The organism is Vibrio owensii (genome assembly GCF_002021755.1).
Classification (GTDB): domain Bacteria; phylum Pseudomonadota; class Gammaproteobacteria; order Enterobacterales; family Vibrionaceae; genus Vibrio; species Vibrio owensii.
Genome location: NZ_CP019959.1, coordinates 1,325,086 through 1,337,317, shown reverse-complemented (window position 1 = coordinate 1,337,317; position 12,232 = coordinate 1,325,086). Strand labels below are relative to the sequence as shown.

At 45.5% G+C, this 12,232-nt stretch carries 11 protein-coding genes and 1 other annotated feature; of the genes, 8 read left to right on the top strand and 3 right to left on the bottom strand.

Annotated elements, in window-relative coordinates; genetic code table 11:
• The first annotated feature begins 58 nt into the window (after positions 1-58).
• Together arcB and A9237_RS05945 are read left to right on the top strand one after the other, a co-directional pair.
• Positions 59-2,419: an aerobic respiration two-component sensor histidine kinase ArcB gene (arcB, locus tag A9237_RS05950; RefSeq protein WP_005436192.1), complete on the top strand. Its 2,361-nt coding sequence runs from the start codon at positions 59-61 to the stop codon at positions 2,417-2,419.
• A 1-nt stretch (position 2,420) separates the two neighbouring features.
• On the top strand, positions 2,421-2,870 hold the full coding sequence (locus A9237_RS05945) for a hypothetical protein (RefSeq protein ID WP_009707716.1): 450 nt from the start codon (positions 2,421-2,423) through the stop codon (positions 2,868-2,870).
• Between the two features lie 70 nt (positions 2,871-2,940).
• Here A9237_RS05945 and arcA read toward each other — a convergent pair whose 3' ends face one another.
• Positions 2,941-3,657, bottom strand: coding sequence for a two-component system response regulator ArcA (arcA, locus tag A9237_RS05940; protein WP_005436194.1), 717 nt, complete (start codon positions 3,655-3,657; stop codon positions 2,941-2,943).
• Between the two features lie 361 nt (positions 3,658-4,018).
• Here arcA and A9237_RS05935 point away from each other — a divergent pair, with 361 nt between their 5' ends.
• Entirely contained in the window at positions 4,019-4,426 is a 408-nt protein-coding gene (locus A9237_RS05935) for a DUF3293 domain-containing protein (RefSeq protein ID WP_078607836.1), read from the top strand.
• 54 nt (positions 4,427-4,480) lie between these two features.
• Positions 4,481-4,963: a putative 4-hydroxy-4-methyl-2-oxoglutarate aldolase gene (locus tag A9237_RS05930; protein ID WP_005436195.1), complete on the top strand. Its 483-nt coding sequence runs from the start codon at positions 4,481-4,483 to the stop codon at positions 4,961-4,963.
• On the opposite strand, the gene A9237_RS05925 is transcribed toward A9237_RS05930, so the two are convergent.
• A complete protein-coding gene (locus tag A9237_RS05925; protein ID WP_009707713.1) occupies positions 4,960-5,430 on the bottom strand; it encodes a hypothetical protein in 471 nt (156 codons plus the stop codon). The genes A9237_RS05930 and A9237_RS05925 overlap by 4 nt on opposite strands.
• Before the next feature lie 439 nt (positions 5,431-5,869).
• Positions 5,870-5,989, top strand: a sequence feature (Thr leader region).
• 53 nt (positions 5,990-6,042) lie between these two features.
• Here A9237_RS05925 and thrA point away from each other — a divergent pair.
• The 4 genes from thrA (at position 6,043) to A9237_RS05905 (ending at position 11,556) form a co-directional block, all read left to right on the top strand.
• Complete coding sequence (thrA, locus tag A9237_RS05920) at positions 6,043-8,502, top strand: bifunctional aspartate kinase/homoserine dehydrogenase I (RefSeq protein ID WP_078607835.1); 2,460 nt, start codon at positions 6,043-6,045, stop codon at positions 8,500-8,502.
• Between the two features lie 20 nt (positions 8,503-8,522).
• Complete coding sequence (gene thrB / locus A9237_RS05915; RefSeq protein WP_010445935.1) at positions 8,523-9,479, top strand: homoserine kinase; 957 nt, start codon at positions 8,523-8,525, stop codon at positions 9,477-9,479.
• Positions 9,476-10,756, top strand: coding sequence for a threonine synthase (gene thrC / locus A9237_RS05910; RefSeq protein WP_041057731.1), 1,281 nt, complete (start codon positions 9,476-9,478; stop codon positions 10,754-10,756). Before thrB ends, thrC begins: the two co-directional genes overlap by 4 nt.
• A gap of 140 nt (positions 10,757-10,896) precedes the next feature.
• On the top strand, positions 10,897-11,556 hold the full coding sequence (locus A9237_RS05905; RefSeq protein ID WP_078607834.1) for an NADPH-dependent FMN reductase: 660 nt from the start codon (positions 10,897-10,899) through the stop codon (positions 11,554-11,556).
• A gap of 110 nt (positions 11,557-11,666) precedes the next feature.
• Here A9237_RS05905 and grcA read toward each other — a convergent pair whose 3' ends face one another.
• Positions 11,667-12,044, bottom strand: a complete 378-nt coding sequence (gene grcA, locus A9237_RS05900; protein WP_005434930.1) for an autonomous glycyl radical cofactor GrcA — start codon at positions 12,042-12,044, stop codon at positions 11,667-11,669.
• Positions 12,045-12,232: the final 188 nt, after the last annotated feature.

Below are 12,232 nucleotides of genomic sequence, written 5' to 3'. Positions count from 1 at the left end.
CGGTTTTACTTTTCCAATCATCAGGGCTCGGTATCTAGCTTGTTCCATGGAGTAGTGAATGAAGCCCATGAAAAATCTCGCCCAGTATTACGTTGACCTTTTGGTTAAGCTGGGGATTGTCCGTTTCTCGATATTACTGGCACTTGCGCTGGTCGCCTTAGCTGTCGTGGTGCAAGTGGGTATTACCCTCGCGCTCAAAGGTAATGTCGATGACATCGATATCGTTCGTTCGGTATTCTTTGGTCTTCTTATTACGCCGTGGGCCGTTTACTTCTTATCAGTGGTTGTCGATCAACTAGAAGAATCACGTCAAAGGTTGACGAAGTTAGTCTCCAAACTGAAAGACATGCGCTCGCGTGACCAAGAGTTGAACTTTCAACTGCAACAGAACATTGAAAAGCTCAACCAAGAGATTGAAGAGCGTATTAAAGCGGAAGAAGCTCGTGAAGAAGCGATGCAAGACCTCGAGAATGAAGTCTTTCAACGCGAACGCACTCAGCTAGAGCTTGCTGAGCGTACCGCACTATTACGTTCTTTTATTGATGCCTCTCCAGACCTTATTTACTACCGCAATGCCGATGGTGTTTTCTCTGGCTGTAACCGTGCGATGGAAGAGCTAACCGGTAAGAAAGAACATCAATTGGTGGGGTTAAGCCCGTGGGATGTCTACAGTAAAGAAGTAGCGGAGCATATCGTCGATACTGACCAAAAAGTCTTTGCCGACAATCAAGCGATTACTTACGAGCAATGGCTGGAATACCCAGATGGACGTAAGCATTACTTTGAACTGCGTAAGGTGCCGTTTTACAGCAAAGATGGCCGCCACCTTGGTCTAGTGGGCTTCGGTCGTGATATCACTGAGCGTAAACGCCATGAAGAGTCTCTAGAAAAAGCCAGCCGAGATAAAACCACGTTTATTTCTACAATCAGTCATGAGCTTCGTACGCCATTAAACGGCATCGTTGGTCTGAGCCGTATGTTGCTTGATAGCCAACTGACGGACGAGCAGCGCAAGCACATGCAAACTATCAACGTCAGTGCCATTACTTTGGGCAACATCTTCAACGACATCATCGATATGGACAAATTCGACCGTCGTAAATTGGAGCTGTTGCCTGCGCCGTTGAACTTTGAAGACTTCGTCGCTGAAATCGAAAGCATCTCAGCACTGATGGCAGAGCAAAAAGGGCTGCGCTTTGACCTAGAGCGTTTAAGTTCATTGCCTAAAGCGATTGAAGTCGATGCCACACGTCTGCGTCAGGTCATTTGGAACCTTGTCAGCAACGCCATGAAGTTCACCAAAGAAGGTGGTGTGGTGATGACGGTGAGCGCCGATGTTGAAGAAGATTACGCGACCATCATTATGGAAGTGGAAGACACCGGTATTGGTATTCCAGACGAAGAGCTCGATAAGATCTTTGCGATGTACTACCAAGTGAAATCAGGCAAAGACAACTTACATGCGGTTGGTACAGGCATTGGTTTAGCGGTATCTAAGCAACTGATCAATATGATGGATGGTGACATTACGGTAGCAAGTGAAGAAGGCTTTGGTAGTACCTTTACCGTATCGATTCATGTACCTATCGTTGAGTTAGAAGAGCCAATTATCGATGCTAAGCGCGATAAAGTGCACCTCAACATCTTTATGGTCGAAGACATCGAACTTAACGTGACTGTTGCTAAGTCCTTACTTGAGAGCTTAGGTCACACCGTTACCGTAGCAATGACCGGTGAAGAAGCACTAGTGAACTTTGTGCCTGATGAATATGACTTAGCACTGCTAGACATCCAATTGCCAGACATGACGGGCTTCGATGTGGCTAAGTACTACCGCGAACACTACGACAACTTACCACCGCTGGTGGCGCTCACTGCGAATGTGATGAAAGATCGTCGTGAGTACCTAGATAACGGCATGGACGATGCCATCAGCAAGCCACTTGCAGTTCAAGCAATGCAAGCCGTGATTGATAAGTTCTTTGTTGAACGTATTGAGAGTGAGCAGGAAGTGGTTGCAGAACCTGAGGTGATTGAAGAAGTCGCCCCAACGCCATCACCAGTGCTCAATACGCATTTACTCGATTTAGATATGCTCGAATCTTACGTGGATATCGTGGGTGTGAAGCCTGTTTACGATAGCATCAAGATGTTTGAAGACATGATGCCAGATTACATCGAAGTACTTGATTCAAATATGACGGCCAAAGACCAAGATGGCATTGTCTCTGAAGCACACAAAATCAAAGGTGCCGCAGGCTCAATTGGTCTTAAACACATTCAGAGCGTTGCACAGAAAGCGCAGTCTCCAGATATGCCCGCATGGTGGGAGAACATATCAGATTGGGTAGAAGAAATTAAAAACGAGTATCAAAACGATATACAAGTATTAAAAAGTTGGTTGGAACAGAGGAAATAACATGAAGAAATTTGCATCGGCAGCATTGGCAATTGCACTACTGGCAGGTTGTAGTTCTGCTCCTCAAGTGGATTGGCAAGAAGACAGTCAAATCACCATGAACAAGATGAATGTTGAGTTGAAAAGCAACTTATGGGTAAATCTGATGCCAACTATCGGTGAAGTTCAAGAGCAGAATGTGCATGGCGCATTGTACTTGAAGGCCGACAAAGAACTTCCAGCAAACTTGACCGTTGATTCGCTTATCGTTAAGCAGGGTGACTCTGAATGGGAAATCGATGGAGACTTGCTAGAGCTGCGCACGCACAGTGAGAATCAGTGGGAAGTGGCATTCGTATGGCAAATTGAAGCTGATATGGAAAAGCGCGTTGATTTAGCACTGCTGCTCGATGATGCAGGCAAGAAAGGTTGGCTGGTTGAGAAAGGCATTAAGATCGACAAAGTCTACTAACACAGCCAAACAGCAGATAGAAAAAGGGCTTGCTCATAGAGCAAGCCCTTATTGTTTATGCTAAGGGGGATTAGTCTTCTAGATCGCCACAGAAGCGGTAACCTTCACCGTGAATTGTCGCGATGATTTCAGGTGTACCTGATACAGATTCAAAGTGCTTACGAATACGACGAATCGTTACGTCTACAGTACGGTCGTGTGGCTTAAGCTCACGGCCAGTCATCTTCTTAAGAAGATCAGCACGAGTTTGAATCTTGCCTGGGTTCTCACAGAAGTGCAGTAGTGCACGGAACTCAGAGCGAGGCAGTTTGTAGCTATCACCAGCTGGGCTCACTAGAGAGCGGCTGTTGATGTCTAGAACCCAACCGTTGAATTCGTATTTTTCTACCGAGCGTTTCTCTTCTTGTACTGCGTTAGTGCTCATAGAGCGGCTTAGCAGGTTACGAGCACGGATAGTCAATTCACGTGGGTTGAATGGTTTAGTGATGTAGTCATCAGCACCGATTTCAAGACCTAGGATCTTGTCTACTTCATTGTCACGACCAGTTAGGAACATCAGAGCGATGTTCGCCTGTTCGCGAAGTTCACGTGCTAGAAGAAGACCATTCTTGCCTGGAAGATTAATGTCCATAATTACCAAGTTGATTGAATTTTCAGACAACACTTGGTGCATCTCTTCACCGTCACTGGCTTCAAAAACAGCGTATCCCTCTGCTTCAAAAATACTCTTAAGAGTGTTACGAGTTACTTGCTCATCTTCTACGATAAGAATCTGCGGGGTTTGCATTGGCGGTACCTAAATTTGTGACAAAATTGTGCTAATAGAATAAATTCTAGGCAAAAATATAACATACAGGTAATGTGATTTTGATAATAAATCAAGTTGATCAAAAAAACACTTCTTTCAGTTATCCGCCTTCCTTGGAATTTTGCCAACTCACCAGTATCCGATGGCGACGTTTATTCTATAGGGCTTGTTTACCTTTCGATTCCCTGTATTTACGGGGCCTGAAACGTAAACACCCTAAGATATGGAGCGGATTTTATATTGTTAACAGCATGCTAACAATGCTCAAATGTTAATTCCATTCACTTTGTTGATTTACATCAATTGATGAAATGTAACTGTTATTAATCGTTTAAGAGTTATGATAGAAAAAAGTAATACGAACATAGACGCATCGTTATGGAATGCTTATTCAGAATCTTTCTTTCGTTTTCATGCCGAATGGAAGGTTACCAGCTACGCAGTGATAACTGCTTGGAACCCTTACAGTAATTTACGGTCAAAAGAAGAGAATTGCATAAGTAATCATAAGCTCGAAAAACAATTAAACCACGTTAAATACGTGCCTGTCACGGTAGGCGATCAAGCTTTTGAATGGTTTGAGGAGAGTTACGCAGCGGAGCTCACTCCAAAAGCAGCGATAGCATTGGCGAATCAGTACCAGCAAAATGCCATCTATTACGTCATTGATGACGAACTTTACCTGATTGCTTGTGCTAACCCAGAGGTAATGCACAATCTAGGAGCGATAACATTGCGGCTCGTATAAAAGGATATTACTCACTTGAGCACCAGCTTGAGTGGGACAATTCACGGAGGAACTATGAGAGACATAACACCAGACATTTGTGACCAGTTTGAAGACCAAGTCACCTTGCTAAATTTACCGTTGCAGAACTTCGGTCAACGTACCGCTTTCCATGGCGAAATTGTGACTGTGCGCTGCTACCACGATAATTCAAAAGTGCGCGAAGTTCTCAGCGAAGACGGCACCGGAAAAGTGTTGATAGTGGATGGCCACGGCTCCTGCCAAAAAGCGCTGCTTGGCGACCAACTGGCAATTCTAGGGATTGAAAATGGCTGGGAAGGCATCATTGTTTACGGCGCAATTCGTGATGTGGCGCAGATGTCACAAATGGATATTGGTGTTCAAGCGTTAGGGACTTGTCCGTTTAAAACGGAGAAACGCGATGTGGGTGAAGTCAATGTGACCCTGACAATGCAGAACCAGATCGTCCAGCCTAAGCATTACGTGTATGCGGATTGGAATGGGGTGTTGATCTCGAAAGAGGCGCTGGATTTCTAGAAGCGGAAACCTAATCCAACTTCGAAGCCTTGTTGCCAATCTTGATAGTCGAGTGTGGCGTGAAGATCTAAATTTTCAGTGATTTTTACGCGGCTAGAGACTTCTGCAGCAAGGCTGCTTTCTTCTTCTCGGATGCCTTCTGTTGTTTCGCCTTTGTAAGAACGGACCGTACTCTTCACCGTTACACGATCATTAAAGTGGTAGCTGATACCACTAAGAAGACCACTTTGATTTTGAGTTGGTGAGTTATTAACGCGAGCACCCACATAAAGATCAACGGAATCAAACAGCTCGTATGCGTAGCCGCCATCGATATTCCAAACATCAAAACTGTCGGCTTGGTAGTTTTCACTAGAGATGAAAAGTTTGTGTGGGGACGAAGATGTTTTGCCCGGAAGAGGCGGAAGATCAGTCGCTAGACAAACGCTAGGCACGGCGAACAGTAACAGAAAAATCCATTTTTTCATGTTGACCACTCCTTGTGTCTAACTTTGTTATTAGTATGTGCTAAAAGCTTCTCACTATTAAAGCATAGAATATGAAAGCCAGCTCATTTATTTTCCTTTTAATTCGATCCTAGGAACATTGATCACAGTTAAGTGTTTGTTAATTAGCATCAGTAAAGATCGACACTTTGATCTTACGCGCAGCGTTCAAGATCAGATGAAAGATGGTTAGAAGACTCGGTTTTAAGTTAGATGAGTTGGTTGTAGAAAAAAGTCATCTCTAGTGTCATCTTGGTAAATCATTGTAATTACATTGAAATATCAATGACATTGCGTAGCATAAATCTCTACAAGGCCGGAAAATAAACAATTTTTTGTTGACTCTGTTTACGAAACTCGGTAAACGTAGAGTTAAGCAAACACATAATTATCGTTGAATATTTATTTATGACATCTCACAGCCAACTAGTAATGACCACAACCATTATTATTACCGACACGACCAATGTTGGGGCAGGCTGCTGAGCGAAAGAAATTCACAAAAAAGGCCTGTATCCAACAAGATACAGGCCTTTTTTTATGCTTTTTTATACAGAATTTAGACAGATCTAAGAAGATACATCGGAGGAAGGGATGCGAGTATTAAAGTTTGGCGGTTCATCATTAGCAGATGCAGATCGCTTTTTGAGAGCGGCGGATATCATCGCCAATAATGCGCAACAAGAAGAAGTCGCAGTCGTACTTTCTGCACCAGGTAAAACGACTAATAAGCTGGTTGCGGTGATTGAAGGTGCACTCCGTAATGGTGAAGCTGAGCTGCAAATCAATGAGCTAGAAGCTTCTTTTAAAGCTCTGTTTGGTGATATTCAAGCAGTGTTGCCGAACATTGATGGCGCAGCGTTTGACAACCAAGTTAAAACGTCGCTTTCTCAACTACGCCAGTTCGTTCATGGCATCAACCTTCTTGGCATGTGCCCAAATAACGTCAATGCACGCATCATCAGTAAAGGCGAACGCGTTTCGATTCAATTGATGAAGGCAGTGCTTGAAGCTAAAGGTCAGCCTGCGCATCTTATCGACCCAGTCGAGTACCTCTACGCTAAAGGCGATCACTTAGAAGCGATGGTCGATGTTGAAGTTTCGACTCAGAACTTCCGCCAAAATCCTCTTCCTCAAGGTCATGTGAACATCATGCCTGGTTTTACTGCCGGTAATGAGAAAGGTGAGTTAGTAACGCTTGGTCGTAATGGCTCTGACTACTCAGCGGCGGTTCTTGCGGCGTGTTTGCGCGCAGATTGCTGTGAGATCTGGACAGATGTAGATGGTGTGTACAACTGTGACCCTCGTTTAGTAGAAGATGCTCGCCTGCTTAAATCTCTTAGCTACCAAGAAGCGATGGAGCTTTCTTACTTCGGTGCTTCCGTTCTGCACCCGAAAACCATCGCTCCAATCGCACAATTCCATATCCCATGTCTGATCAAAAACAGCTTTAACCCGCAAGGTGCGGGTACGCTGATTGGTCAAGACACAGGCGAAGATAACCTAGCCATCAAAGGCATCACGACACTAAACGACCTGACAATGGTTAACGTGTCTGGCCCGGGTATGAAGGGCATGGTTGGCATGGCAAGCCGAGTATTCGGTGCAATGTCATCAGCGGGCGTGTCTATTGTACTTATCACTCAGTCTTCTTCTGAATACAGCATCAGTTTCTGTATCGAAGCTCAAGACAAGGCAAAAGCGCAGCAAGTGTTAGCGGATGCATTTGAGTTGGAACTGAAAGACGGCCTTCTTGAACCTGTCGATTTTATTGATGATGTTTCTATCGTGACGCTAGTGGGTGATGGTATGCGTACCTCTCGTGGTGTTGCATCTCGCTTCTTCTCATCTCTTGCTGAAGTGAACGTAAACATTGTCGCTATTGCTCAAGGCTCATCTGAGCGTGCTATCTCAGCTGTGATTCCTGAAGACAAAATCTCTGAAGCAATCAAAGCGTGTCACGAGAACCTATTCAACTCTAAGCACTTCCTAGATGTCTTCGTGGTTGGTATTGGTGGCGTTGGTGGTGAGCTTGTGGATCAGATCGAGCGTCAACAAGCGAAGCTTGCAGAGAAAGGCATCGTGATCCGCGTGTGTGGCTTGGCAAACAGCAAAGGTCTTCTGCTTGATAGTGAAGGTCTGCCGCTAGAGCATTGGCGTGACCGTATGTCGGCTTCAACTGAAGAATTCAGCCTAGCGCGCCTGATTTCACTGGTGCAACGTAATCACATCATTAACCCAGTGTTAGTTGACTGTACTTCAAGTGAGAGCATTGCGAATCAATACGCTGACTTCCTAGCTGCAGGCTTCCACGTCGTAACACCAAACAAGAAAGCAAACACAGCCAGCATGGCTTACTACCATCAACTTCGCGATGTAGCGCGCAGCTCTCGTCGTAAATTGATGTACGAAACAACCGTAGGCGCAGGTCTACCAGTTATCGAAAACCTACAAAACCTAATTTCAGCGGGTGATGAATTAGAGCGCTTCAGTGGCATCCTTTCAGGCTCTCTGTCATACATCTTCGGTAAGTTAGATGAAGGTATGAGCCTGAGTGAAGCGACAAACATCGCGAAACAAAACGGCTTTACGGAACCAGATCCGCGTGACGATCTATCGGGTATGGATGTGGCGCGTAAGCTTCTGATCCTTGCTCGTGAAGCTGGCATGTCTCTAGAACTAGAAGACGTTGTGGTTGATCAAGCTCTGCCACCAGGTTTTGATGACTCAGGCAGTGTTGAAGAATTCATGGAACGCCTGCCAGAGGCGGATGCATACTTTAAAGAGCTGTCAGCTAAAGCAGCGGAAGAAGGCAAAGTACTGCGCTACGTGGGTGAAATCGTTGACGGTAAATGCACAGTAAGCATTGCTGCAGTCGATGAAAACGACCCGATGTTTAAGATTAAAGACGGTGAAAACGCACTGGCATTCTACAGCCGCTACTACCAACCAATTCCACTGGTATTGCGTGGTTACGGTGCGGGTACAGAGGTTACGGCTGCTGGCGTATTCTCGGATGTGATGCGTACTTTAGGTTGGAAGCTAGGGGTATAACAACAATGAGTTCAAGTGATATGGATGTAGTGGTTTATGCTCCTGCGTCAATTGGTAATGTAAGCGTTGGTTTCGACGTTCTGGGGGCGGCGGTGTCCCCAGTTGATGGCACACTATTGGGCGACCGAGTATTGGTTAAGTCCGGAGCTGAGCCGTTCAGTCTAAAGACGGCGGGTGATTTTGTTGAGAAGCTGCCAACCGAGCCGAAAGAGAACATCGTTTACGATTGTTGGGTGGTGTTTGCTCGTGAGCTAGACAAAAAAGGCGTCGAGCTAAAACCACTTGAGATGACGCTAGAAAAGAACATGCCAATTGGCTCTGGTTTAGGCTCAAGTGCGTGTTCTATCGTTGCGGCATTAGATGCATTGAACCGATTCCATGGACAGCCACTTAACGAGACAGAGTTACTGGCACTGATGGGAGAAATGGAAGGCAAGATCTCTGGTGGTATTCACTACGACAACGTCGCACCATGTTACCTTGGCGGTGTGCAATTGATGCTTGAAGAGTTGGGTATCATCAGTCAAGAAGTGCCTTGCTTTGATGATTGGTACTGGGTGATGGCATATCCGGGTATCAAAGTATCCACAGCAGAAGCGCGTGAGATCCTACCATCTCAATACCGTCGACAAGATATCATTGCCCATGGTCGTCACCTTGCAGGCTTTATCCATGCGTGTCATTCTGGTCAGCCAGAACTTGCTGCAAAAATGATCAAAGACGTGATCGCAGAACCGTATCGTGAGAAACTGCTTCCGGGTTTTGCGAATGCACGTCAATATGCAGCGTCTGCGGGTGCATTGGCTACCGGTATTTCTGGCAGTGGGCCGACACTGTTCAGTATTTGCAAAGAGAAAGATGTCGCTGAGCGAGTTGCTCGCTGGTTAGAACAGAACTACGTACAAAACGAAGAAGGATTCGTCCACGTTTGTCGTCTAGATAAGCAGGGTTCGAAAGTAACAGGAAGTGAGCTATGAAGCTTTACAATATAAAAGAAAATGATGAACAAGTTTCCTTTGGCCAAGCCGTTCGCCAAGGGTTAGGTCGCAATCAAGGCCTATTTTTCCCATCGGAATTACCAAAATTTGAAGATATCGATGCGCTGCTTGCAGAAGACTTTGTCTCTCGTAGCACTAAGATTCTATCGGCATTAATTGGAGATGAACTTGCAGAAGAGCAAGTGAATGCTCTTGTTGATGCTGCGTTCCAATTCCCTGCGCCTATCAACCAAGTAAAAGACGGTGTCTATGCACTGGAGCTGTTCCATGGTCCAACGCTTGCGTTTAAAGACTTTGGTGGCCGCTTTATGGCGCAATCTCTTGCTGCGGTTTCGGATGGCGGCAAGATCACTATTCTGACTGCAACTTCTGGCGATACTGGCGCAGCCGTTGCGCATGCTTTCTACGGTATGGAAGACATCAACGTTGTGATTCTTTACCCGAAAGGCAAGATCAGCCCACTGCAAGAGAAGCTATTCTGTACGCTTGGCAAGAACATCCATACTGTCGCGATCGATGGTGACTTCGATGCGTGTCAGGCTCTGGTTAAGCAAGCTTTTGATGATTCTGCACTGCGTGAAGAGATCGGTCTGAACTCAGCAAACTCAATCAATATCAGCCGTTTGATGGCGCAAATCTGTTACTACTTTGAAGCAGCTGCGCAAATGAGCAAGCAAGAGCGTGAAAACCTAGTGGTATCAGTACCAAGTGGTAACTTTGGTAACCTAACTGCTGGTCTACTGGCAAAAGCGCTGGGCTTGCCTATCAAACGCTTTATCGCTGCAACGAATGCCAATGACACGGTTCCGCGCTACCTACAAACAGGTAAGTGGGAGCCAAAACCAACAGTTGCAACAACATCGAACGCGATGGACGTGAGCCAACCAAACAACTGGCCTCGTATAGAAGAGCTGTGTCGCGTTAAAGAGTGGGGCTTGGAGACGCTAGGTAAAGGTGCAGTATCTGATGAGCAAAGCGCACAGTCAGTAAAAGATCTATACGCCATGGGTTACCTGTGTGAACCGCACGGTGCTATTGCTTACCGAGTGCTTGAAGAACAACTGCAAGACGGTGAAACCGGTCTGTTCCTATGCACTGCTCACCCTGCGAAGTTCAAAGAAGTGGTGGATGATATTCTAGAATCAGATATCGACCTTCCTGCGCCACTAGCGAAGCACGCTGCGATGGAGCTGCTATCGGAAGATCTCGACGCAGACTTTGACGCACTGAAGCAAGTACTGCGCCGCGTGCAGTAAGCTAAAAAAGTACAGTCAGTATCAAAAACACAAATAACGAGAGGTGAATGAGCAATCATTCACCTTTTTTATTGCCGGTAAGTTTTAACTCTCTTTATGATTGAGAAACGAACTTAACTAAATGAGATGGAAAGAGAAGCATGCATTTTTTGATTTTTCTTGGCTCAGTGAGAGACAGCACGCCACCACGACCAGCCCGTTTAGGAATGCGAGTCAGTAGAGCGTGTGAAAAACTCATCGTGAGTCAGCATTCGCAACATACTGTCGAAATTATTGACCCATTGGACTATGACTTTGGCGATGTGTTTAAGCCCGAGTTTGCATATCACCGCTCTAAAGTGCCGGAGCACCTAAGTGAGCTGGCAGACAAAATTAAACATGCCGATGGTTATGTGATGGTTAGCCCGGAATACAACCATTCGATGAGTCCTGCCTTGGCAAACATGCTTAACCATTTTGGCAGTTCGCTGTTTTCCTATAAGCCAAGTGCTATCGTGACCTACTCTGCTGGGCAATGGGGTGGTGCTCGTGCTGCAGTGTCGATGCGTACTTTCTTATCCGAGTTGGGGTGCTTGCCTGTGTCGGCAATGATCCACATTCCGAAAGCGCAAGAAGTGTTTGATGAACAAGGCGTGGCTGCGGATGAGTCGGAGCAGGTGCAGTGGGACAGCTATATGAATCGCACTATGCATCAATTGATTTGGTGGGCAGAAGGGGCGTCACTGCAAAGAGATAGGCTTGATCCAACCTCGTTGGCACAAGCGTTTCAGAAAGATCCTTCGCAAAGAAATGCACCTTAGGACGAGTTGCTTTCTATTATCGGAAGGGTTTCGAAGGATCCAGAAACAAAAAAAGCTTGGTCATTGCTGACCAAGCTTTTTAAATTCTAGCAAGCTAGCTTACTGAGAGATTATAGAGACTCAGTAAAAGTACGAGCGATTACGTCACGTTGCTGTTCTGGAGTTAGCGAGTTGAAACGTACTGCGTAACCAGAAACACGGATAGTTAGCTGTGGGTAGTTCTCTGGGTGTGCAACTGCGTCTTCTAGAGTTTCACGCTTAAGAACGTTCACGTTTAGGTGTTGACCACCTTCGATGCGAGGAGCAGTTTCGATTGCTACTTCACGGCTTTCGTATTCACCTAGGTCGCTGATTGCGATAACTTGGTCAGCTTCGTAAGTTGATGCTGCTGCAACACAACGCGCTTCGTTCTTCTCGCTATCTAGTAGCCAGATTGAGTTTAGTAGTTCGTCGTTAGCTGCTTTAGTAATTTGGATACCTTGGATCATCACTATCTCCTAGACCACTTACGTGGTGATTATTGGTGTTAATTTTCGAATTTTTGTCGAGCTAAGTATTATATAGCCAATATCCATTATTTTAATATTGATTTAAGTCAAAAAACAACCAAAAACCTTAATTTTTTGAAGGTGATTTTCTTGAGTTAAATCAATAAAACGTTTGAAAACATACTATT

Coding starts and splice junctions, on each gene's coding strand:
- thrB (WP_010445935.1), top strand. CDS start 8,523: ATGGATGTAGTGGTTTATGCTCCTGCGTCAATTGGTAATGTAAGCGTT.
- A9237_RS05905 (WP_078607834.1), top strand. CDS start 10,897: ATGCATTTTTTGATTTTTCTTGGCTCAGTGAGAGACAGCACGCCACCA.
- A9237_RS05930 (WP_005436195.1), top strand. CDS start 4,481: ATGAGAGACATAACACCAGACATTTGTGACCAGTTTGAAGACCAAGTC.
- A9237_RS05925 (WP_009707713.1), bottom strand. CDS start 5,430: ATGAAAAAATGGATTTTTCTGTTACTGTTCGCCGTGCCTAGCGTTTGT.
- arcB (WP_005436192.1), top strand. CDS start 59: ATGAAGCCCATGAAAAATCTCGCCCAGTATTACGTTGACCTTTTGGTT.
- thrA (WP_078607835.1), top strand. CDS start 6,043: ATGCGAGTATTAAAGTTTGGCGGTTCATCATTAGCAGATGCAGATCGC.
- thrC (WP_041057731.1), top strand. CDS start 9,476: ATGAAGCTTTACAATATAAAAGAAAATGATGAACAAGTTTCCTTTGGC.
- A9237_RS05945 (WP_009707716.1), top strand. CDS start 2,421: ATGAAGAAATTTGCATCGGCAGCATTGGCAATTGCACTACTGGCAGGT.
- grcA (WP_005434930.1), bottom strand. CDS start 12,044: ATGATCCAAGGTATCCAAATTACTAAAGCAGCTAACGACGAACTACTA.
- A9237_RS05935 (WP_078607836.1), top strand. CDS start 4,019: ATGATAGAAAAAAGTAATACGAACATAGACGCATCGTTATGGAATGCT.
- arcA (WP_005436194.1), bottom strand. CDS start 3,657: ATGCAAACCCCGCAGATTCTTATCGTAGAAGATGAGCAAGTAACTCGT.